Origin of the sequence: Nocardia panacis, assembly GCF_003598715.1 — a bacterium.
GTDB classification, from domain to species: domain Bacteria; phylum Actinomycetota; class Actinomycetes; order Mycobacteriales; family Mycobacteriaceae; genus Nocardia; species Nocardia panacis.
Genome location: NZ_QZFU01000010.1, coordinates 1 through 23,295 on the forward strand (window position 1 = coordinate 1; position 23,295 = coordinate 23,295).

Genomic DNA, 23,295 nt, shown 5'->3' on the forward strand with positions numbered 1-23,295 from the left:
CCTTACCCTCATGAATCAGCCCCAGCAGGATGTGCTCGGTACCGATGTAATTGTGGTTGAGCATCCGGGCCTCTTCCTGGGCCAAGACAACGACACGCCTCGCGCGGTCGGTGAACCTCTCGAACATTGGTGGCCCCCTAGGACTTCAGCGGCACGTGTACTGCAACCGGCGCCCGAGCAGATTGCTATATTAATTAATAGTAATCGGCTCGGCACAGGACGCAAGGGGGTCACCCCCGACAGAAGGAGACAACATGACGAAGCCGGGGATCGACACCATGGAACCCATGTGGCCCCAAGGCAGTTCGGCGGACTACGTCGCCGCGCGGATCGAGCTGGCCGAGGCCGAACGCACCCTGCGCGATCAGATCGAGGCGGTGGCGGCGGCGCGACGGAAGATGCCGCAGGGTCGGCTGCTGCCGGAGTACACCTTCGCCGAAGGACCGCAGGACTTGGGCGTCGCCGAGCCGGTGCGCGCCACCCGCCTGCGCGAATTGTTCGGCGCACACGACATTTTGGTTGTCTATCACCTCATGTTCCACCCGGACGACGCGGCGGCCTGCTCGATGTGTTCGATGTGGGTGGACGGATTCCACGGTGTGCTACACCATTTGGGGCGACACGCGGGTTTCGCCGCCATCGCCAAGGCGCCGCTGCCCAAGCTGCGCGGCTGGGCGCTGCGGCGCGGTTGGGACGGCATGCGCATCCTGTCCAGCCACGACACCACCTTCAACGCCGACATGAATGCCGAACGCGCGGACGGGGATCAGCGCCCGATGATCAGCGTGTTCACCGCCGAGGGCAACGCGGTGCGCCACTTCTACACCCTGCCCGCCAACTTCTGGGACGACGCCCAGCGCGGCATCGATCTGCTCTCCCCCGTCTGGAATGTGCTCGACCTGCTGCCCACCGGACGCGGCGAGTGGTACGCGGACAACGACTACGCGGGGCGCGAACGCCGGATCTGAAACTTCCGCCTGATTGCCCTCTTCGGCGCGCCCCGGCCACTCGGGCCGGGGCGATCTGCCACGATCTTGTGCGCCGACCGCCGGGTCGGCAGCTCGATCCCGCACGCGTCGAGAGGATTTCGCCATGCCCTTGCCGACCGAATCGATCGGTAGCATTCCCCGTCCCACGGCTCTGCTCAACGGAATTCAGGAGCACGCCGCGGGCCGGATCGACGACGGTGCGCTGGACGGTTTATACGACAGCGCGGTCAGGGACACCATCGAGCGATTGGAGGCGGCAGGCTCGCCGGTCGTCACCGATGGCGAACAGCGCAAGTCGAGTTTCGTTACCTACGCGCTCGAGGGCCTGTCGAATCTGGGTCCGGACGGTGCGGTGATTCCCTTCGCGGACGGCCACACTCGCCAACTGCCCGCACTCACCTCGGGTCCGTTCCGCTACGGCCGCACCACCGAGTCCTATCTGCGGACGGCCCAGCAGTACGCGAAGGTTCCGGTGAAGCAACCGGTCATCGCCGCGTCGGCGCTGAGCCTGCTGTATCCGGCCTCCGGTATCGACGGCTACTCCCGCGAGCAGTTCCTCGATGACCTGATCGATGGGGCGGAGGCCGATATTCGCGGCGCGCTCGACGCCGGGGCCGATTCGGTGCAGCTCGACTTCACCGAGGGTCGGCTCTCCCTCAAGCTCGATCCCTCCGGCGGAGTGCTGGATTCGTTCATCGACCTCAATAACCGGGTGCTCGACCGGTTCGCACCGGAAGAGCGCAAGCGCATCGGCGTCCACACCTGCCCCGGCGGCGACCAGGATTCGACCCACAGCCTCGATATCGACTACGCCGAGTTGCTGCCGAAACTGTTCTCGCTCAAGGCCGGTCGATTCTATGTGCAGCTCGCCAGCGAGCCGGACCAGGATCGTGCGCTGCGGGTCATGGCCGATCATCTGCCCACCGACGCGACCGTGTTCATCGGCGTGACCGACCCGATCGACCCGGTGGTCGAGACTCCGGAACAGGTCCGCGACCGAATCCTGAACGCCGCCAGGCACCTTCCGGCCGACCGCCTCGGCACCTGCGACGACTGCGGCTTCTCCCCCTTCGGCGACGACCAATCCACCTCCCGCGATGTCGCTTTCGCAAAGATCGCGGCTCGCATCCGGGGAACCGAGATGGCCGCGGCGGAATTGGGTCTCTGACCTGAACACCTCCGAATCCGCCCGCAAATAGGGCATCCGACAATTTCATTCAGTACTACCGTACTGAGTGATGTGGTTGCGGCACGGGCGGATTCGTGAGGTGGGCTGATGGGTTATCGAGGGCTGGTCAAGCGCGAGGTGCTGTGGTGGACGGCGGTGGCGTTCGGAAGTCGACTGCCCATCGCCATGGCTCCGCTGGCGTTGTTGTTCCTCGCGCGCGGGACAGGGAAGGGTGACGCGTTCGGCGCGTCGCTGGCCGCGTGCTACATCGTTGGTGAGGTGCTCGGGGCAATCCTGCAGGGCATGTGGCTGAGTCGAAACCGGCTGCGACGGCAACTATCCGTCGGAATCATGGCGGGGTCTTTGGGTTTCGCGGGATTGGCGGCACTGCCGACGGCCCCGCCCGCCGTACTGATCGCGCTGGCCGTCGTGGCGGGGGCCGGTCCGGCCGCCTCGACGGGTGGTCTGCGATCCATGCTGACCAATATGGTCGACCCCACCGAGGCTTCCAGAGCGCTCAGCGCCGAAGCGATTCTCTCCTCGATCATTTGGGCCGTGGCGCCCGCCGCGGCGGTCGGCTTGGCCTTGCAGGTGAATCCGGTCGTGCCGCTGGCGCTCTCGGCCGCCTGCGGGTTCGTCGCGGCGATCCTGATCTTCCTCCTGAAAGCGCCGCCGCCCGCGCAACGGACGCACGAATCCCCGTGGCGCGCCGTGGCAGCCGGCTGGCCAATCTACCTGACGAGCTCCGCCGCCATGGCCTTGATCGCCATCGCCGAATTGGTATTGCCCGCGCTGCTGGAATCGCATGGCGTCGCGGTCGGCTGGTCCGGGCCGATTCTGATGACGTTCGCGGCGGCCTCGGCGGTCGGCGCGTTCGTATACGGCCTACGAACCTGGCCGGGCGGGGTGCGCGAGCACTCCATGGTGCTGTTGGTGCTGATGGCGGGGGCCGCGGCGCTGATCGCGGTGCTGCCGGGCCTGTGGGTCGGGGTGGCGTTCGCGGTCGCGGGAATTCTCGAGGCGGGTGTGATCGTCTCACGCAATCTCGCACTGCGCGAACGGCTTCCGGAGGAATTGCACGCGGCGGCCTACTCGGTGAGCTATGCGGCCGCCGGTGTGGGCTACGGACTCACGGCCCTGATGAGCGCGGCCATCCTGACCCGCGCCGCGCCGAGTGTGGCCATCCTCGGCGGGGTCGCGATCACGCTCGTGCTGACCGCGCTCAGTTGGCTGGCCGAGCGCGCGCCGCGAAAGACACCGGATCGCGCGTTGGCCGCCTCGGACCGCTGAGACGCAAACAACTCGGACCCGGCGGGAAGTTCCGCCGGGTCCGAGGTTCACGAGGTCAGCGTCCAGCGGCCGCGCGCAGTTTGTCCTCGACGAAGTTCCAGGCATCCGGGAACCCGATGACGGCGGCGGTCAGATGCTCCGATACATCCACCGGCGTGAACTGAACCTGCGCCCCGGCCTTGCGATACCGGTCCACCACGTCCGAGACCGCGTCGAACGGGGTCAGGAAGTCGTCCTTGCCCTGCCAGACATACATCGGCACGGTGGGCACCTCATCGGAGTACCGCAGGCTGTTCTCGTGCAGCACGGCGAAGGCTTCCGGGCTGTCCATCAGCTTCTTGGTCTTGGCGAATTCGTCGGCGTTGTGGCCCAGACCGTCGATGAGCAGTTTGCGGCGGCAGGAGTCGCGCTCGGCGTCGCGGAAGGACAGGCCCGCGCCGTTGAGCTGATCGGAGATCGGCAGCCGGTCCGGGTATTCGCGTTCCAGGCCCATGGCGGCGGCGAAGGCCAAACCGAATCCGGGATGGGCGCTGAAGCCCAGGGCGCGGGCCATCTGCTCCAGATCCGCCGGAATACCACCCGCGACGGCGGCGGTGAGCTTCAGTTCGGGGGCGTAGCGGGGCTGTTCGGCGGCGGCCCACGCGGTGGCCATACCGCCGCCGGAGTAGCCGGCCAGCACGGTGGGCACGTCGGATAGGCCCAGTTCGGCCACGTGCTTGACGGCGCGCACGCTGTCGAGGGTGACCATGCCGCTCATCTTGGCCGCACCGTAGGCGACGTCGGGGCCGAGGTAGTCGGGCAGCGAGATGGCCCAGCCGCGCGCGATCGGGACCATGGCCGTGGGGCCGTCCTGGAGTTCGCCGTTGAACAGCGCCTGCGAGGGCTGGCAGCGAATGCCGAGGGAGTTGATGAGCGACTGGTAGGAGATGAGCGGCGGATTCTTCACGCCGCGCGGCATCAGGACCGTCGTAATGCCCATGATGGGCTTGTTGCCGGAGTTGGTCGAGCGGAACGAGATCTGCCAGCCGTCGGTGCCCGCGTAGAGGCCGGTGTCGATCTTCCTGGTCTGCACCACATCGCCGGGGTGTAGATCGCCGATATTCGCGGGCGCCGCGTAGAACGGGTCACGATCGGGCGTCGGGTACGCGGGATCCGCACCGGCCGTCGGGGCGCATACCCCGACAAACGCCGCGCACACTGCGGTGGCCAACGCCTTCATCCGAAACCGGTGGAACGTGAAACCCGCCGTAAATGTGGTCACGAGGGCACATCAAACCCGATCGGAGCAGCGGAGTCGAATCCGATCCCGGTGCGCGAGATCGATTGGCGGCAAATGATTCTCGCCGCTACCGGCGGTACCGATATGACGCGGACGGCAGCGAACCGCCGCATCGGTCGATGAGCTGGTGCGATAGCGAAGCGATCTTGATAGCCGGTAGATCTGCTGATTCGCGACATTGAAGACAAAACCGCTGGTCCAGACTAGTTGCTGAATGTTAGCTATAAACTTCTGTGACCTCTCTCACATTTGGTTTGGCAGCAAACCTCCTGCGTATGCGCGGGATTTCCGGGCGAGATTTTTCGTTCCAAGATCAACCGCACCGTTCGTTTGCCTTTCGTTAACTCTACGTTAACCGACCGTGACCATTCTGCAATCGGGTCGAAAAAAGCGACCCGAAGTTGGTTAATCCGCGAGGTTATCGAAACCCATCCGGATAACGGCCCAAGGACGGAACGTGCGTCCCGAACGGCCCCGCCAACTCTCCGCTCCCGGTACCGGACCGGGAGTTCCGCGCAGCGGCGCGGTCGGCCGAGGAGCCGAGAGCACCCGCGCGGGCGGCACGCACCGCACCGCGTTCCAGGGGACGGCCATCCCCCACACAACAAAACCCCACAACAGCACATCGCGACCGATCGGCGAGCGCCACCGCGCCCTCGTCGTGGATTCGCGCGGCCCCGACCCGCTCGAACCCGAACCGAACCGATCAAGGAACCGATACATGCTCGACCGACGCTTCCCCTCTCTTCGCCGCGCCTCGCTGCGCGAGATCGTCGCCGCAGGCGTGGCCGCCGCGGGCGTGATCGCCGTGTGCGCCTCCTCCGCGGTCTCCGTGGCCGACGATCGCGTCCCGTCGCGCATCACCATGGTGGCGCAGGAAGAGCCGGCCCCGGCCGCTCCGGCCCCGGCTCCCGCGCCCGCCCCGATGCCCTTCCCACTGCCTGCTCCCGCCCCGATGCCCGCACCCGCTCCGGCCTACCCGGACAACCTCGACGGTTGGATCCGTCAGGCCCTCGACGTCATGCACGGACGCGGCATTCCCGGCAGCTACGACGGCATCTACCGCAACGTCATGCGCGAATCGACCGGCAACCCCCGCGCCATCAACCTCTGGGACTCCAATGCCGCCGCGGGCATCCCCTCCAAGGGCCTGCTGCAGGTGATCGATCCGACCTTCCAGACCTATCACGTCGAGGGCACCTCGTGGGATATCTACGACCCGATCGCCAACATCACCGCCGCCTGCAACTACGCCGCGCACACCTACGGCTCGATGGACAACGTCAACTCCGCCTACTGAGGACCGCTTCCTACCGGTCGCAATCGGCGAGGTCGCCGGTGCGCTCGGCGGCGGGCACCACCTTGTCCGCCAGCGTGCGCAGCGCCGTCGCCTCCTCGGCGGACATGGGGTCGACGAAGATGTGGCGGACCAGTTCCACATGGTTGGGCGCGGCCCGCTCGAGCGCCTGACGCCCCTGCGGGGTCAACTGGACCAGGATGCCGCGCGCGTCGTCCTCGGCCGGGCGGCGGTCGACCAGACCGCGCGCGGCCATGCGCGAGAGATGCTTGGACAGCCTGCTCTTCTCCCACAGGACCTCGACGGCGAGATCCTTGGCGCGTAGGCAATCCCCCGGCGCGGCCGAAAGGGCAACCAGCAGTTCGTAATCGGCATTGGACAAACCGTCGCGCGCCAGCCCGGCCGCGATCGCGGCATCCATGTGCTGGCGCAGCCGAATGTAGGCCTGCCAGGTCGTTTGTTCATCGTCGCTCAGCCACCGGACCATGACAGCGAGTTTAACCCGCCTTTAGTTGACATGGAAACCAGCTCTGGGGGCGGTGGGCCAGTTGACAATAGCGCCCACCGTCACAACAGTGGATGCGGCGTTCGAGTCTCGACGCCGCAATCACCGCACCAGACAGCAGAGGAATACATGAACGTTCGCCGGCTCACCGTCAGCGTCGCCGCCGCGGGTCTGACGCTTCTAGCGGCCCCCGTCGCCTCGGCGGGTCCCGCCCCCTCCGGCTCCGCCGGAACCGGTTCGTCCGGGCTCGACTCCGTCATCGGCGCGACCGGATCCGCGGGTCTGACCCAAACCGGTTCCGCCCAGGGCGCATTCGCCAACTGCGACGAGGCCCGCGCGGCCGGACGCGCGCCGCTGTTTCGCGGCGAGCCCGGTTACGGCCCGCACCTCGATCCGAACGGCACCGGAATGGCCTGCCCGACGGTCTGAACCCCGTAATGCGAAAACACCCGGTGTGGCATTGCCACACCGGGTGTTTCACGTTCGGGATCCGCTCAGCGGAAGATCTTGATCAGCACCAGACCGACCACCACCGCGCCCGCGCCGATCAGGCTGTACTTGATCTTGGGCTGATTGAGCTTGGCCAGCAGCATGTGCTTGGTGTCGTCGGCGATCCGCTGCGGATCGGCACGCACCGCGATCTCGTCCAGCGTGCTCGCCAGTCGAGTGCGCGCGGCCTCGATCTCCTTCTCGATCCGCTCGGTATCCTTCCCCACGATCACCCTCCTGTGCTCGGCGGAGCGCGCGCCGCGCTCGATTCGGGGCCGAGTCTATCCGCAGACCCGCGAGCGTTCCGCCGCCGCGGGCGGCCAGTGCCGATTGAGCGCCGCGAACGGCAGTGCCGATTTGAGCGCCGCAGGCGCAGTGCCGATTGAGCCGCGCGGGCAGCCGCTTCGATTACCGTGCATGGGGTGACCGACAACCTTCGACTCGCCCCCGGCGATCCCGCCCCCGAATTCACCCTGCCCGACGCCGACGGCAAGAATGTCTCGCTGTCCGACTACCGCGGCCGCAAGGTCATCGTCTACTTCTACCCCGCGGCGAGCACCCCCGGTTGCACCAAGCAGGCGTGCGACTTCCGCGACAGCCTCGCCGACCTCGAGGGCGCGGGCATCGAGGTCCTCGGCATCTCCCCCGACAAGCCCGCCAAACTCGCCAAATTCCGCGATACCGAACACCTCACCTTCCCGCTGCTGTCCGATCCGGACCGCGAGGTGCTCAGCGCCTACGGCGCGTACGGCGAGAAGACGATGTACGGCAAGACCGTGGTGGGCGTCATCCGATCCACCTTTCTCGTGGACGAGAAGGGGCGTATCGAGGTGGCCCAGTACAACGTGCGCGCCACCGGTCATGTCGCGAAGCTGCGGCGGGAACTGTCGGTCTAGGGCACAGGGTCCCAAGGGCGGACACGCAGACGCCGTGCGCGTGTCGTGACCGTCGACATACCGCTAGCCTTGACGGGTGGACGTACGCGCGGAAGCCAGGTCGAAGCAGCGGCTGGATCCTGCGCTGGAACTCCAGGACGACCCGCAGGAACTCATGCCGCGCCGCCGCCCCACCCAGGAGCGTTCCAAGCGGAAATTCGACGCGCTGCTGGCGTCGTCGCGAGAACTGCTGGTAGAGGTCGGTTTCGAATCGTTCACCTGCGAGGAGGTGGCGGCCAGGGCCGAGGTGCCCATCGGCACGCTCTACCAGTTCTTCGCCAATAAGTACGTCATCGTGTGCGAACTCAATCGCCAAGACCTGGTGGCGGTTTCGCGTGAGTTGGCCGACTTCCACGGCGAGATCCCCTCGCTGGACTGGCTGCGGCACATGAATCAGCTCGTGGACCACCTGGCGAGCCTGTGGGTCACCGACCCGTCGCGCCGCGAGGTGTGGCTGGCCATGCAGTCCACCCCGTCCACCAGAGCCACCGGCGCCATCCACGAGAAGGAATTCGCCGAGGTGGTCTCGCAGATGCTGCGGCCGCTCACCCCGCGCACACCGCGCGTGCGGCGCACCATGATGGCCGAGGTGCTGGTGCACGTGGTGTATTCGATGCTGAATTTCTCGGTGCAGGACGAGCAGAGCCACGCCGAGGCGGTCACCGAGCTGAAGCGACTCATGGTCGCGTATCTGCTTGTGGCGGAAAAGGAATCGCGTTCCAGCGGAACGGCCGAGCGCGCTGGTGCGCGCCCGGCCGCTAAATCCGAGCGGCGTTAACTGGGCTCGCGGCCCGCGATCAGGTCCGCCAGTTCGCCCGGATCCTCCAACACCACCATCGCCGCACTGGTGTCGCCGTCGTGGGTCAGCGACAGGTGCACCCGCACGCGCGGCAGGAACTCCGCGGCCAGGCCGTGCAATTTGATGCTCGGCCTGCCCCAGGCGTCATTGACCACTTCGATCAGCGGGTACGGGTTGTCGCCGATCTGCGGGCGGCGGGCGAAGCGGGAGGAGGCCCAAGCCTTGAGCACCGCCTCCTTCGCCGCCCACCGCGCCGCGTAGCTGCGCGTCGGGTCCGTGCCCTTGCTCTCGCAATACCGCCGTTCGCCTGCGGTGAAACTCTCGCGGAGCATGGTCGTTCCGGCGCGCTGCAATTGTTCGGCGAACTCGGAGATGGTCACCAAGTCCAGGCCGATACCGAGGATCGTCACGAACGCGCAGCCTACGGGTTCGGTTGGGTCAGCGGCTGCGAACCCGTGGGAATATCTCCCGTGTTGCACCCGAATCCCGTTGCGCGGTAAGTCCCGTCGGCGGCCAGGCGCGCCTGCGGCGAGAGCAGCACCTCGGCCTCGAGCTGCTTGATCCGCTTGGCGGGCGTGCCATCGGCACCCAGGCGACGATCGGCGGGCCGCTCGTAGAGCGGGGCGCCACCGCACATCGCCTCGGCGAAACGCTGCCTGCCCGCGAGCTGCCGCTGCTCGGCCCTGGCCCGGTACTCCTCGCGCCGCTCCGCCGCGATCGCCTCAACGAACGCCTGCGGATGCACCACCGCGACCAGACCCGAGACGTGCCCGAAGCCGAGCGAGGTGACCAGACCCGCCTTGAGCGGGAACCGCTCACCGAAGCGCAGCGCCTCACGCGCCCACACCAGATGCCGATACTCGGCCATCTTGTCGTCGACGCAGTCCAGGCTCCGATTCGGCGGCACCACACCGTTTTCCAGCACCTGGCACAGGCCGATGAGCTGGAAGGCGGCCGCACCGCCCTTGGCGTGTCCGGTCAGACTCTTCTGCGAGACGACGAACAGCGGGTTGCCCGCGCCGCGTCCCAGCGCGCCCGCCAACCGCTCGTGCAGTTCCGACTCGTTCGGATCGTTGGCCGCCGTGGAGGTGTCGTGCTTGGAGATGACCGCGATATCGTCCGCGCCGACGCCGAGCTTGCGCAGTTCGGCGGCGAGGCGGGATTCGCGTCCGCCGCGCCCCGCGCCCAGCGCACCCAGACCCGGCGCCGGGATCGAGGTGTGCACACCGTCGGCGAAGGACTGGGCGAAGGCCAGCACACCCAGCACCGGCAGACCCATCTCCAGCGCCACATCGCCGCGGGCCAGCAGAATCGTGCCGCCGCCCTGCGATTCGATGAAGCCGCCGCGACGACGGTCGTTGGCGCGGGAGAAGTAGCGATCGCTGATGCCCTTGGCGCTCATGGCCGCCGAATCCGCAGTCGCCGACATATCGCCGAAGCCGACGATCCCTTCGATGCCGAGATCGTCGAAGCCGCCCGCGACCACCACTTCGGCCTTGCCGAGGCGGATCTTGTCCATACCCTCCTCGACCGAGACCGCCGCCGTGGCGCACGCCGCAACCGGATGCACCATCGCGCCGTAGCTGCCGACATAGGACTGGACCACGTGGGCCAGCGCGACGTTGGGCAGCGCCTCCTGCAGGATGTCGTTCGGGCGCGGCTCACCGAGCAGGTTGTCCACATACAGCGAGCGCATCGAGGACATGCCGCCCATACCGGTGCCCTGGGTGTTGGCCACCAGACTCGGATGCACCCAGGCCATCAGTTCGGCCGGGCTGAATCCGGAGCCGACGAACGCGTCCACCGTGCAGGCGATATTCCACAGCGCCACGCGGTCGATGGAATTGGCCATATCGGCGGAGATGCCCCAGATGGTGGGATCCCAGCCGGTGGGGATCTGGCCGCCGACCGTCCGCGACAGCTTGGCCCGGCGCGGCACCCGAATCTCGGTGCCCGCCTTGCGCGTCACCGACCAGTCGCCGGAATCGGCGACGGGTGCGATGACGGTCTGCTCCGGGTTGGCGGCGTGGAAGGCGCGCGCCTCGGACTCGCCGCCGACGGTGAAGGTCAGATCCTTGTCCAGGAAGACCGAGGTCATCAGCGGGGCGGAGTTGTCGGTCATCGCACCGTCATCGGCGTAGCGGCGCACACCGCAGCGGGCGACCACGGTGTCGTGGTAGCGCTCGGCCAGCTCCGATTCCGGGACGTAGTCGCCGGATTCGGTGTCGTACCAGCCCGGCTTGGGATCGTTCTCCCACTTGACCAGGCCGGTGGTCCAGGCCAATTCGAGCACACCCGCCGCCGACAGCTCATCGGAGACCTCGAGCTCGAAACGGGTGCGCGAGGAGCCGCACGGGCCGAGTTCGGCCGCACCGACGATGACGACCATGTCGGACAGCTCGGCAGTGACCTCGCCCCACTGCGGGACCGGGAGCGCGGAGGAGACGGTGGGCGGGGCGGGCAGCGCGGGAATCATCGCGCCCGTGCCTGCCTCGTCCTGCGGCTCGGGAGCCTGCTCGGCGGCCTCCTTGGCCAGGGCGCGCAGGTCCAGTTTCGGATCGGCGAGACCGCCGGTCAGGTCGATCTGCTGCGGGCCGGAACCCGTCACCGCGCGGGCCCGCGCGGTGCACCACTTCAGCAGTTCCGCCGCCATCTCCTCGGTGGACCAGGTGCGCACACCCGCCTTCTCGACCGCGACGACCAACGGATCGTTACCGCCCATCAGACCGGTGCCGCGCACCCACCCGATCAGCGCGTGCACCAGGGTGACCCGGTTCGCCCACGACTTCTCGGTGCGCCACTTGGCGACCACGGCCTCCAGCGCGGACTTGGCCTCGCCGTACGCGCCGTCGCCACCGAACATACCGCCGCGGTTCGGCGAACCGGGAAGCAGCACATGCAGTTTCGCGTCCACATCGTGATCGGAACCCAGTTTGGACAGACCGCCGATGAGGCGCTCCACCGACCACAGCAGGACCCGCATCTCCATTTCGGCGCGCGCACCCGCGTCGGTGAGATCGCCCGCGACCCTGGGGGCCGCGAAGGGCAGCAGCAGGGTGGGGGTGAAGGCGTCCTTGATCTTGACCTTCGCTCCGCCCGCCGAGTCGACCTGCTCGGTGCCGACCCAGTCGATGACCGCGTCGACATCCTGGTAGGAGGCCATATTGGCGGGAACGACCCACAGCGCCGCACCATGACGGGCGCTGTCACGGTACAGCTTTCGGTAGAAGGCCAAGCGGGCGTCATTCAGGCTGGAGGTGGTGACGACGACCGTCGCGCCACCCGCGAGCAGCCGGGCCGCGGCCGCCGCCGCGATGGAACCCTTGCTCGCACCGGTGATCACGGCGATATCGCTGGACCATTCGCCCACCTGATCGGTGACCAGCGCCGCCTCGGCAATGCGCTCGTAGTGAGCCGCCAGCACGGATTTGGCCTCGTGCCTGGCCCGATCGCGCCACCAATTCGCCTGCGCGGCAACGGCTTCACCCGCACCGAGGAATCCGTCCACCGCGGCGTCGGCGGCGGGCGATTCGGTCAGCCACAGCCGGGCCAGATCCTCGCGGGCCGTGGCCCAGCGGTCGTCGATCAGAACGGCCTTGCGGGCGTCGAATGCCGGCGCGACCAAACGCGGCCAGTCCGAACCCAATTCGACCGAAACGAGATCGACCAGGGAGGTATCGGCCGTCTCGGGTGCGCCGATCCGCTCGGCCAGGCCGAGCTGTTCGAGCACCACGCGGGCCGCCGAGGCGAGCACGCCGTCGGGTCCGGTGATCTGCGCGGTGAATTCGCCGAGCGCGGCCGCGTCGACGGTCGCACCGCCGCCACCGCCCGCCGAGGGCAGCGACACCGCGACACCGCGCCGGGCCGCCACCGCCTGCACGGCGGCATCGATCGCCGCGTCCACCGCGGCGCCGTCGGACAGCGCGCCCGACACCAGACCACCCAGATCCCCGCCGCGCACGCTGACGCCTTCGCGGGTCCCGAGCGAAACCTCGGCGGTGATGTGGCTGACCCAGCCGTCACCGAGTTCCCACACCTTCTTCACCCGCTCGGCGACGGCGGCCGGGCGCCTGCCCGATGGGCCGAACACCTTGCGCAGGTGGTCGCCGATGGCATCCGACAGCACCGAGCCGAACGGCTTGTAGGTGCGGGCCAACCGCTCGACCGTGGCCGCGAGCGCGCCCATATCGGCATCGGCCGCCCCGTCGATCGCGCCGAGCGACAGTTCCGAACCCAGGTCGACCAGGAGCTGATTGCGCCGGGACGACACGCCGTCGCACAGGCCCTCGATGGTGTCCACCGGGCCGATCTGGTCCAGCCGCAGCTTGGTCCACAGTGCGATGAGCACGCGGGTGGCGTCGGCGGCAGTGAAGGACAGGTCATCGGGGCGGGGGCCGCCCGCACTCGGGGCGGGCGCCGCAGGCGCGGAGACCGGCGCCGCGGGAGCCGGTGCGGCGGCAGCGGTTTCGGTCCGCTCCTCGACCGGCTCGTCGATGGCGGCCGGATCGGTATCGGTCGCGTAGACCACCGCCGCCTCGCGCTCGATATTGAGCACCTCGACCGTCGCCCCCGCGAAGGCGGGCAGTTTGAGGGTCTGACTGGCCAGGTTCGCCACGGTCGGTGTCGCGCCCAGACCGATCTCGACGAAGCGCTCCACCCCGAGGCCGCCGTGCGCGGCATCGGTGAACAGCAGGTCCTGGGTCTCGATCCAGCGCACCGGGCTGGCGAACTGCCAGGCCAGCAGCTCCACCAGCACCACCCGGCACAGGTCGGTCGGGCGGGCCGCCCAGTCGTCGAAATCGGCCAGCACCGTATTCAGCGGTTCGGAGGGCACCAGGTCGGCGATCTCCTGCACGAAGGCGCGCTCCAGCGAGAACGGGCGCGGCACCAGGTTCGGAATGTAGCGTCCGACAAGGGTTTGCGGGTGCAGATCGGCGGGCAGCAACTGCTCGAGCTTCTGCCGGAACTCCGCGACACCCTTGCGCAGCACCGTCGAATGGAACGGGACATCGATGCCGGGCACCACGATGAAGGCCCGCTTGCCACCGAATTCGGCGCGCCGCGTCTCGATCTCGGATTCGAGCTGTTCGAGTCCGGCGACCGTGCCCGCGATGGCGTACTGCGAACCCCGCAGGTTCAGGTTCACCACCTCGAGGAATTCCCCGGACCGCTCGGCCACCGCCGCGACGAAGGGCACCACATCGTCATCGGACACGCCCATCTGCGAGGGACGGATGGCCGCCATCCGATAGTCGCTGCGGCCCTGCGCATCCCGAGGCACCAGTTGATGCATCGCCGACCCGCGCTGGAACACCACCTCGAGCACCGCCTCGAGCGGCAGCACCCCGGCCACCGCCGAGAGCGCGTTGTACTCGCCGACGGAATGACCCGCGAGCATCGCGTCCTCGACGAAAGCGCCCGCCTCGCGCAGTTCCGCGATCTGAGCGACGCCGAGGGTCGCCATGGCCACCTGGGTGAACTGGGTCAGATGCAGGACACCGTCCGGATGCCGGTGCTCGACACCGCGCGCCCGCAGGTAGGTCGGATTGTCACGCACCACGGCCAGAATCGAGAAGCCGAGCGCCGCCCTGGTGTGCTTGTCGGCACGGTCCCAGATCTCCTTGGCCGCCTTGGACCGGCTGCGCGCGTCCAGACCCATGCCCTTGCGCTGAATGCCCTGGCCGGGGAAGGCGTAGACGGTCTTCGGCGCGGCGGTGCGGCCGGTCGCGGTCATGACCAGTTCGCCGCCGACCCGGCAGGAGACCTCCAGGATCTCACTGCCCGCCGTCACCGCGACCCGCTCCACCCGCACGTCGATCTGCGCGCCGGGGCGGACCATACCCAGGAAGCGGGTGGTCCACGCGGTCAGCGTGCGTGCAGGCACCGAACTTTCGGGATCCACGGCGCAGACCGCGTGCTGCGCCGCGGCCGAGAGCCACATACCGTGCACGATCGGGCTGCCCAGCCCGGCGAGCTTGGCGGCATTGTCGCTGGTGTGAATGGGGTTGTGGTCGCCGGAGACCGCGGCGAAGGCATGCATCGCGCGGGGCGCGACGAGGGTGACATCGCGACGGCGACGACGCGGGGTGTCGGCGGCCGCGGCAGCCGCACCCGCGGCGCGCGGCGGATCGGTGAGTTCGCCCGCGCCATTGCGGCCCCGGATGGCGAAGCGCTCGGTGAGCGTCGCGACGGTCGGCATCGACATGCCGGTTTCCGGGCGGTCCAGCATGGCGGTGATCTCGACGCGGACCTCGACCACCCGGCCCATATCGGTGTCGACGGTCGCACCCGCCTCGGCGCGCACCGCGAGAACGCTGGCGGCCGTCGGCAATTCGCCGACCAAATCGATCTGGTGGTCCAGATGGACCAAGTCGAGCATGCCCTCGATGACGCTCTCCCCCGCACCGGTGCGAGTCGCACCGAGCACAGCGAACACGGCGGGCCAGCACGCACCGACCAGCACATCGGGCACGGTGCGCCCGAGGGTGCTCAACTCGGCGGGCAGCCCGCAGCCGGTGACACCCGCGTGATCGGCCCGCAGATCCGGGGTCCAGGCCACATTCACATGCGCGACCTTGCCCTTGACCTCCGGCACCGACTGGCCCGCCGCCACGGTCAGCAGCGCGGACATGGCCGCCTCGGCATCGGCGTCGGTGATCACCGGGATGCCACCGTTGTAAATGGACACCGGAACGGTGATCCGGACCCGCACCGCGTCGCGACGCAGCAGCGGGACGGTCAACTCGACGTAGGCGTGCTCGGACTCGGGACCTGTGGTCTCCACCAGCGTGGCCCCCGTGCGCGGATGCACCGCGCCCTTGCCGTCCACGGTCCACTCGGCCAGATCACCCAGCCGGTGAATCGGATTGATGGTGGTGCGGCCCGACCACTGCACATCCGGCGCGGCCAGCACCGCGTCGATCGGACCGGCCGTGACGCCCGCGACGCGGCGCGCGTCCACCGCCGACGGAACCACGCCCGCACGGACCAAGGTGTAGGCCGTGTTCTGCTCGAAGCGGTCGAGCAGTTCGCCGACCGGCTCATTCAAGCGGGTGATCCCCGCGACCGAGACCGTGCCGGGAATGACACACACCTGATCGGCGGAGTAGCGCGGATCGTGGGCCTGCCACAGCGAATCCGAACGCCACCAGCGCCGCACATCGCCATCGACCACCGGCACGAAATTGACCGGCTTACCCGGCGTCTTGCACAGCGAGACGAAGAATGGCACATCCGCCGGATGCAGCAGCGTGGACTCGGCCGACGGGTACTGCGCGCGCAACGCGGCCAGCGCGGCGGCCGGATTCTCGAATTCCGCGTCCTCGGCGAACAGCGTCGGAATCTCGCCGCGGTCGGCCGGATTCAGGCGGGACTCGGTGCGACGCATCATCTCCGCGAAACGATCGCGCCACGTGATGTCCAGCCACACCGAGCGGGTGGCGTCGACGATCGCGCCGCCGATATCGCTGCCGCAGTCGAAATCGCGGCGCGGGGCCGTACCCACCGCCAGTTCCACGTAGCGCTCCAGCCACGCCAGGTAGGTCATGGTGGCCACATCGCCGAAATACGGCTTGGCCGTGGTGTTCAGCGCCGCGATGATCTCCGCGCGCCGCTCCGCCACCGCGGCCGCGTCACCCGCGACCTCGTCGAGCAGGCGGCCGGTGCGCGAGGCGGCATTGTCGATCTCGTGGATATCCGCGCCCAATTGGCTACGGCCCGAAGCCATTCCACCCGAAGCGGTGCCCGCGCCGACCCAGTCGGGGGTGCCGGGGGTGTCCACCAGCAACTGCTTCACCTCGGGAGCCGTGGTGGCCTCCAGCGTGGCCATCGCGGCGGTGCCGACCAGGACGCCGTCCAACGGCATCACCGGGTACCCGTGCACGGAAGACCATGCGCCGGTGAGGTATTCGGTGGCGCGCTCCGGGGTGCCGATACCGCCGCCGACACAGACCACCACATTGGCGCGCGAACGCAGCTCGGCGTAGGTCTCGAGGAGCAGGTCGTCCAGATCCTCCCAGGAGTGGTGCCCGCCTGCCCTTCCGCCCTCGATATGCATGATGACCGGGTAATCCGGCACCGCGTCGGCGATCCGCAGCACCGCGCGGATCTGCGCCACCGTGCCCGGCTTGAACGCCACGTGGGTGATGCCGACCTCGGTCAGCTCACCGATGAGCGCGACAGCCTCCTCGAGCTCCGGGATACCCGCGGTCACGATCACACCGTCGAACGGCGCGCCCGCCGACCGCGCACGCTGCACCAGACGCCGACCGCCCAGCTGCAACTTCCACAGATACGGATCGAGGAACAGCGAATTGAACTGCACCGAGCGGCCCGGCTGCAACAGCGTCTTCAACTCGGCCACCCGATCGGCGAAGATCTGCTCGGTGACCTGACCGCCACCCGCCAACTCCGCCCAGTGGCCCGCATTCGCGGCCGCCGCGACGATTCTCGCATCGACAGTGGTGGGAGTCATACCGGCCAGCAGGATCGGCGAACGACCGGTCAAACGGGTGAACGAAGTCTCGACAACAATGCGACCATTCGGCAGACGCACCGGACGCGGCGCGAAATCCGACCATGGCTTGGCCGCCTCGGGCGCCGCACCCGGTGTGAGCAGGCTACGCTGACCCGCGCGAGTCGCGGCCGCCACGATGCCCACACCGGAACCCTTGAGCGAACCCGCGGTCAGGCGAGTCAACAGATCACCGGGACCGAGATCGAGCACCCACTGTGCGCCCGCCTCGATCGCACCCTCGACCACCGCGACCCAGTCGATCGGGTCGACCAGGATCTCACGGGTCAACCCGGCCGCCAGCTCGGTATTGATACCGCACTGCTCGGCCCAACCCCGGACCAGCTCGACCGATTCGGCCAGCGCCGGATGGTGGAAGGCCACATCCACCGCGACATCCTCGAAGACCGGCGCGAAAACCGCACCGCCACGAACCTTTCCGTCGCGCTCGCGCTTCTCCTGCTCCTGCAGTTGCGCACAGCGCTGCCGCACCCGATCCAATTGCGCGGGGGCACCGGACAATACGACTCTACGACGACCATTGCGGATCGAGATCACCGCAGCCGCAGTCGGATCCACGCCCACCGAAACCTCGGCCACCACCGCACGCAGCCGCTCCGGATCCACATTCGACACCGCCACCATCGGCGCGTGCTCACCCACCGGCATCACACCGCGTCTGCGAGCCAGCAGCCCGCCCGCGGCGCCGATCAATTGGGCGACGGCCAGCAGTTCGGCGTCGCGGCGGCCACCCGATGCCACGGCGGTGGCGGCCAGACGGCCCTGTGAGTGCCCGATCACCGCGACGGGGGCGTGCTCGGCCGGATCCAGGCCCTGCAACCGCAGCGCGCGCAGGGCGGCGATCTGGGTCAGCAGCACACCGGGCATGGATACCGCCGCCGAACGCAGCTCCACGTCCGACGGCGCGGAGGAGGTCTCGCCCGCATCGGCGTCGACCAGGTCGTCCTCCAGCATCCAGCCGATCGGATCGAAGCCCACCGGGCGCACCACGAGCAGTTGCGCCGCAACGGGTTCCAGCAGCGCGGCCGCCTCGTTGACCAGCGCGGTCAATTCCGGTTCCAGGGCGCTGTCGCGTCCGATCTCACCCAGCTCACCCAGCCACCGCGCACCCTGCCCGCCGAAGGCCAGGGCATAGGGGGTGCCGTTGACGAGCCGGTCGACCAGCGGAGATCGCAGCGCACTGCCTTGTGCCCCAACCACCTTCGCCTGATGTGCGGTACCGGCTTCGGTGCTTTCGTTGATAGTCAAGACGCTTCGACTTCCTACTCGTGGCGACACGCCTGCAGGGGACACGCCGCTCCCTCCCGGGTGCGACCGCTCCTGCGCCAATCGGCTTGGTATCGGCGAGGATCGCACAAAATCATGAGGAAATCCTCACGTTTGCTCCCCGGTCCATCCGCTACCGCCGAGTATTCATGCACACTCGTACCAGAATCCCGGCAAACATGACCCTTCCTCATGTTTGAACCCGCTGGTCCACCCGGTTACCAACGCGTACGAAACATGAGCGCCCCTCATGTTGAGAGTTACCGAATCGTTATAACCCCAGGTAGGGTTACTCATGAGTACGACACCCCGCACCAGAACTTCGCGAACGCGGTCAAGCCCGGTAGAGTTTGGACGGTCGTACCATCAAGCGCGAGTGGCGAAATTGGCAGACGCGCCAGATTTAGGTTCTGGTGTCCACGGACGTAGGGGTTCAAGTCCCCTCTCGCGCACAACTCCTCGCCCACATTCCCGCCCGGCTCGGGCAGTCAGAACTGGCTCAGATGCGGCAACACTCCGAATGGCTGACACATCGATGCCGCTGCGGACACCCGGGCCGGCCGACCAGGAGCGAACTACAACTCGAGGTGTCATATACAAAGTTTTGGGCCGAAACTTCACACGTCCAGCCCACGTGCGAAATTTCTTTCCAGATGCCACTAGCCCGTGGGCTCGGCCCTGACCAGCAGTTTCAAGAACTCGCGGTTGATGAACAACCGATCGCGACCGACTTTCAGGTCCTGAAGAAGGCCTGCCTTCACAAGATCCTGAAGCCAAGCGGTCGCGGTCGGTCGTGACACGTTGCAGCGCTCGACCACGGTCTTGATCCGGCAGTAAGGCTGCTCGAACAGGATCGACTGCAACTCCGAGTTGGAACCGCCCTTCGAGGCTTCACGGGCCCGCCTGTTGAAATCATCCTGGAGCGAGCGAATGTCTTCGATCTTCCGCAGAGTCGAGCGCGACGTCCGCTCGATTCCGGTCAGGATGTACAGAATCCACTCTTCCCAGGAGCCTTCAGCGGTCACACTGCGCAGGAGCCGGTAGTAGTCGTGTTTGGTGTCGATGATGTACCGGGACAGATACAGCACGGGCAGCCGCAGCAGCCCCGCCTCTACCAGCATGAGCACGTTGAGGATCCGGCCAGTCCTGCCATTGCCGTCGCTGAAGGGGTGGATCGCCTCGAATTGGTAGTGCGCCACCGCCATACGGACAAGGGCGTCCATCCCATCGTCAGCGTGGACGAACCGCTCCCACTCGCTGAGCTTCTCGATGATCAGATCTTGGCCTTCCGGCGGACTGTAGGCGATAGCTCCCGTAGCCGTGTTGCCGATCCGCGTTCCCGGCATCGCACGGACCTTCATCTCCCGGTCCTTGATCGTGCTGCACACCGCCACGGCAGTGGTGGCGGTGAGCCCACGATCGAGAGTCGTCTCGAATCCGATCCGCAACGCGGTTCGGTAGCGCAATGTCTCTCGCGTTGCCGGGTCCGCACCCGCGTCGTCCTCCAGATGCCGGAACAGCGCGTCGGTCGTCGTCACGATGTTCTCGATCTCGGAACTCGCCTGCGCCTCCAACAAGGGGATCGCGTTGATCAGCACCGTGGGGTTCGGGATCGACACAACAGCCTGGTCAAGCTGAGCCAGTGCCGCGTTCGCACCGATCGCCGCCTTGAGCACGGCTTTCGTCTCGAGTTCATCCGCCGCCGGCGGGGGCGGAAGTTCGTTGTATGGGACCTCCGGGCTCCAGTCGACCATGAGGTGAACCATCGCACAGAACCACTATCATGTAAAGAAATGGCGGAAAATTTTACAAGTCATCGGGATGTGTGAAGTTTCTTGGTAGGTCGCGTGAGAGATCAGCCCGGCAGTTGCGCACAGCCCAGCATCGGCACGCCTCGGGCCGACAGTGCCCGGCAGATCGCGGTGATCGGGAACCGGTCACGGTCTTCGGCGACGAACTCACCACCAACGGTGTCGCGGGCCTTGCGCCCACGCGAAAAGATGTTGCGGCGGAAAGGATCTCGATCGTCTGATCAAGTTCGGCGATCTTGCGTTCCTGCTCACGGATGATCTTCGCGGCCTCGGTCGAAGTTTCCCCGACCTCCCCCTTGTCGACCGCGGCTTGCCGCACCCATTTCCGCAACGTCCCCAGGTCATACCCTGGCGTGACGTGACCGCGGTGATCGCGGCCCACCCGCTGTCGTAGTCAGCGGTGCTCCACGACCAACCGCATGGCTTTGGCCCTGGTCGCTGCACCGTACTTCGCTGGCATATCCAGCCCATCCTCTCGACGACCGGCGGTCCTGCCAAACCGGTGTCCACTACTCGGGGGAACCTCAGCGAGCCCTTGTAGGGCGGATGCGGACCTACCAAACCGCGCTGCGCGCGCACCCCGAAGCCGCGTTGCGAGCCCTCGTAGGGCAGATGCGGACGAGACTGCGGCAGTGGTATCGACCGCGAGACGGGGTTGCGAGCCCTCGTAGGGCGGATGCGGACACGGGACTCGCCTGTACTACATCATCTCCGGCCAGAACCAGTTGCGAGCCCTCGTAGGGCGGATGCGGACTCCTGTGGCCGAGGGACTTTCGTAACGCTCCATGCGTTGCGAGCCCTCGTAGGGCGGATGCGGACGGGCCGCTTTACGTCTATGCGCGTATAGAGACGAAGGTTGCGAGCCCTCGTAGGGCGGATGCGGACGCACCGGCGTCGCCGATCCGGCGGGTTTGAGGTTGAGTTGCGAGCCCTCGTAGGGCGGATGCGGACGCTGGTGGTGCGGGAGACCGCAGGCGCCGTGCTGGTTGCGAGCCCTCGTAGGGCGGATGCGGACGTGGCGGCGGCGCAGCGCCGACGGCTGTGGCAAGGTTGCGAGCCCTCGTAGGGCGGATGCGGACCCTTCGCGGCCGCGATCATCATCGTCGTTGCTCGCGTTGCGAGCCCTCGTAGGGCGGATGCGGACGTGGTCCGCGTGCCGTGGCCCCGGGTCGGTTCACGCCTGTTGCGAGCCCTCGTAGGGCAGATGCGGACCTGCTGCGGGCCGGCCTGGCGCAGGCCGATGACCAGGTTGCGAGCCCTCGTAGGGCAGATGCGGACGGTCAGCAGCTCGATCAGCATGTCGCCGGCCAGCTGTTGCGAGCCCTCGTAGGGCAGATGCGGACCCGAGCAGCAACGCCTGCACCGCGCCGGACTTCCCGTTGCGAGCCCTCGTAGGGCAGATGCGGACTGGGCGCCCAGCCAGGAATGCGACTGCCCCTGCCAGTTGCGAGCCCTCGTAGGGCAGATGCGGACCCGAGGGTAAAATCACTGGTAGAAGACTGCTTTTCAAGTGACTGGATTCCAGTTTCTGCAGTGAACCTTCGGTCCTGCACGTGAGCTCGGCGTGTCGCTGCACTCGGATGTCACCGTAGTGGAACGAGACCGGGTTCGGAGCGTCGAATTGTTGATCTTCATTTCGCGTCATGGCTCTGCAGGGCTTCGGATGTCGAGTAGGTTTGTCGGACGCGACAGCGCTTCGAGTGAGGTGGACGGCAACCCTCGGAGGGCTGATGGAGGCAGGCGTCTGAAAACCGACCGCGAACAAGTTGCGATCCCATGCAGGCATCGGCTGGTGGCGGATCCCGGTTGGGTGATGTAAGAGCTTCTCTGACAATACCTTCCACAGGTGTCGGCGTTCGTCGTGGCTGCACGCTCCTCGTTGTTTCCGGTAGGTTTTGGATTCTTGACATCGGGCCAAATCGTCACTTAGCCTTGCTGCGCGCTGTCAGCTTCATCACAGTGACAGACAGCACCGACAGAAACAGTCAGCGGCGGATCGTCTTCCGTCCGTGGGGATTCCGAAATCAGGTTCTGAGCTGTGCGTATGCGTGTGACGTTCCATACTTCGGCCCGCGAGTTGTCTTGGGAGCATGTTCTGAGTCCGGGGCGCGCGGTGTGCTACACGCTGCTCGATCGCAGTAACCCCGAGTTGGGGGCGATGCTGCACGAATATGGTTACGGCAGTTACAGATTGGTGCCGTTCGGCTACTCGGCACCGGTGTTCCGGGCAGGCCGGAAAGCGCGGGGCACCTATCCGGTCGGCGGTCCGGGAGTGATCGAGTTCGGGAGTCCACTACCGGAGGTGATCGCCGCGTGGGCACAGACCATGCGGTCGATGCCGGTGCTGGCTTGGGGTCCGGTGGCATTCATCGTCGACCGCGTCGAACTTCTCGATCAGCCCGGTTTCGATTCCGGCACAGCGGTTTTCCGGACCTCGACTCCGGTGGTGATGAAGGGATCCGGACGTAGTGACTCTGGTGAGCGCACGACCCGACAGGCGTGGGTGCTTCCGGGCGAGCCGGAGTGGGACGCGTACTTCGAGCGGAATCTGCGGCGCAAGGCCGAAACCCTCGGCCTTGATTCGGATGTGACGTTGGAGAGTGTGACCTGGCTCGGACCGAGGCGTGCGTTCGCGGTGGCCGGTCGGTCCGGGGTGGTCGGTAAGAAGCCGGGTGCTTGTGTGGAGGTAGCTGTTTCCGGTGCGCCGGAAACGTTGCGTGCCATCCACAGTTGGGGGTTGGGTCAAGCGAACGCCACCGGCATGGGCTGGATCGAATCCCCGCCGGGGATGACGATGCCTCTACCCACGCATGATGTTGTCGCGGCGCAAACATAGACGGACTTCAGCAATCGATAGTGCAAATCTGCACGGGGGCAATGTGATCGACGAGATCGAGCGATTCTGATGGACGCTCGAAGCATGCATACTGCCGC

General features: G+C 67.2%; 15 protein-coding genes, 1 tRNA gene and 1 CRISPR repeat array. Of the genes, 9 read left to right on the forward strand and 7 right to left on the reverse strand.

Features of this window, described 5'->3' with window-relative positions:
• On the reverse strand, nt 1-127 hold a 127-nt coding region (locus D5S18_RS36320; RefSeq protein ID WP_147403815.1), incomplete at its 3' end, for a Clp protease N-terminal domain-containing protein.
• A 127-nt stretch (nt 128-254) separates the two neighbouring features.
• Between D5S18_RS36320 and D5S18_RS01965 the strand changes: the two genes are divergently transcribed.
• The 3 genes from D5S18_RS01965 to D5S18_RS01975 all read left to right on the forward strand — a co-directional run bounded on the left by D5S18_RS01965 (nt 255) and on the right by D5S18_RS01975 (nt 3,447).
• Nucleotides 255-968, forward strand: coding sequence for a DUF899 family protein (locus tag D5S18_RS01965; RefSeq protein ID WP_203236538.1), 714 nt, complete (start codon nt 255-257; stop codon nt 966-968).
• Between the two features lie 124 nt (nt 969-1,092).
• Nucleotides 1,093-2,157, forward strand: a complete 1,065-nt coding sequence (locus tag D5S18_RS01970; RefSeq protein WP_120037380.1) for a cobalamin-independent methionine synthase II family protein — start codon at nt 1,093-1,095, stop codon at nt 2,155-2,157.
• A gap of 108 nt (nt 2,158-2,265) precedes the next feature.
• Nucleotides 2,266-3,447 (forward strand): MFS transporter, encoded by a 1,182-nt coding sequence (locus tag D5S18_RS01975; protein ID WP_120037382.1) that lies wholly within the window; start codon nt 2,266-2,268, stop codon nt 3,445-3,447.
• A gap of 55 nt (nt 3,448-3,502) precedes the next feature.
• Here the strand turns inward: D5S18_RS01975 and D5S18_RS01980 are convergent, their stop codons facing one another.
• The gene (locus tag D5S18_RS01980) at nt 3,503-4,666 is read right to left on the reverse strand and encodes a lipase family protein (RefSeq protein WP_120037902.1); all 1,164 of its coding nucleotides are present in this window, start codon (nt 4,664-4,666) and stop codon (nt 3,503-3,505) included.
• Between the two features lie 517 nt (nt 4,667-5,183).
• Here D5S18_RS01980 and D5S18_RS01985 point away from each other — a divergent pair.
• Nucleotides 5,184-6,026 carry a transglycosylase SLT domain-containing protein gene (locus D5S18_RS01985; RefSeq protein WP_439651073.1) on the forward strand — a complete coding sequence of 281 codons (843 nt, stop codon included), beginning with the start codon at nt 5,184-5,186 and terminating at the stop codon, nt 6,024-6,026.
• Between the two features lie 10 nt (nt 6,027-6,036).
• Here the strand turns inward: D5S18_RS01985 and D5S18_RS01990 are convergent, their stop codons facing one another.
• Nucleotides 6,037-6,510 (reverse strand): MarR family winged helix-turn-helix transcriptional regulator, encoded by a 474-nt coding sequence (locus D5S18_RS01990; protein ID WP_120037384.1) that lies wholly within the window; start codon nt 6,508-6,510, stop codon nt 6,037-6,039.
• A gap of 147 nt (nt 6,511-6,657) precedes the next feature.
• On the opposite strand from D5S18_RS01990, the gene D5S18_RS01995 reads away from it, so the two are divergent.
• Nucleotides 6,658-6,957 (forward strand): excalibur calcium-binding domain-containing protein, encoded by a 300-nt coding sequence (locus D5S18_RS01995; protein WP_120037386.1) that lies wholly within the window; start codon nt 6,658-6,660, stop codon nt 6,955-6,957.
• Between the two features lie 65 nt (nt 6,958-7,022).
• On the opposite strand, the gene D5S18_RS02000 is transcribed toward D5S18_RS01995, so the two are convergent.
• Entirely contained in the window at nt 7,023-7,244 is a 222-nt protein-coding gene (locus D5S18_RS02000) for a DUF3618 domain-containing protein (RefSeq protein WP_120037906.1), read from the reverse strand.
• Between the two features lie 195 nt (nt 7,245-7,439).
• Between D5S18_RS02000 and bcp the strand changes: the two genes are divergently transcribed.
• Nucleotides 7,440-7,913 carry a thioredoxin-dependent thiol peroxidase gene (gene bcp / locus D5S18_RS02005; protein WP_120037388.1) on the forward strand — a complete coding sequence of 158 codons (474 nt, stop codon included), beginning with the start codon at nt 7,440-7,442 and terminating at the stop codon, nt 7,911-7,913.
• A gap of 154 nt (nt 7,914-8,067) precedes the next feature.
• The gene (locus D5S18_RS02010) at nt 8,068-8,730 is read left to right on the forward strand and encodes a TetR/AcrR family transcriptional regulator (protein WP_239003507.1); all 663 of its coding nucleotides are present in this window, start codon (nt 8,068-8,070) and stop codon (nt 8,728-8,730) included.
• Here D5S18_RS02010 and acpS read toward each other — a convergent pair.
• Entirely contained in the window at nt 8,727-9,161 is a 435-nt protein-coding gene (acpS, locus tag D5S18_RS02015; protein ID WP_120037389.1) for a holo-ACP synthase AcpS, read from the reverse strand. The two genes, D5S18_RS02010 and acpS, sit on opposite strands and share 4 nt — an antisense overlap.
• A gap of 11 nt (nt 9,162-9,172) precedes the next feature.
• The gene (locus D5S18_RS02020) at nt 9,173-18,532 is read right to left on the reverse strand and encodes a type I polyketide synthase (RefSeq protein WP_120037391.1); all 9,360 of its coding nucleotides are present in this window, start codon (nt 18,530-18,532) and stop codon (nt 9,173-9,175) included.
• Between the two features lie 388 nt (nt 18,533-18,920).
• On the opposite strand from D5S18_RS02020, the gene D5S18_RS02025 reads away from it, so the two are divergent.
• Nucleotides 18,921-19,002, forward strand: a tRNA-Leu gene (locus D5S18_RS02025).
• A gap of 207 nt (nt 19,003-19,209) precedes the next feature.
• Here D5S18_RS02025 and D5S18_RS02030 read toward each other — a convergent pair.
• A complete protein-coding gene (locus tag D5S18_RS02030) occupies nt 19,210-20,304 on the reverse strand; it encodes a Fic family protein (RefSeq protein ID WP_120037393.1) in 1,095 nt (364 codons plus the stop codon).
• A gap of 581 nt (nt 20,305-20,885) precedes the next feature.
• Nucleotides 20,886-21,834: direct repeats of the CRISPR family, unit length 30 nt; unit sequence GTTGCGAGCCCTCGTAGGGCGGATGCGGAC.
• Nucleotides 21,835-22,405: 571 nt separating this feature from the next.
• Between D5S18_RS02030 and D5S18_RS02035 the strand changes: the two genes are divergently transcribed.
• Nucleotides 22,406-23,197, forward strand: a complete 792-nt coding sequence (locus tag D5S18_RS02035) for a CRISPR-associated endoribonuclease Cas6 (protein WP_120037395.1) — start codon at nt 22,406-22,408, stop codon at nt 23,195-23,197.
• Nucleotides 23,198-23,295: the final 98 nt, after the last annotated feature.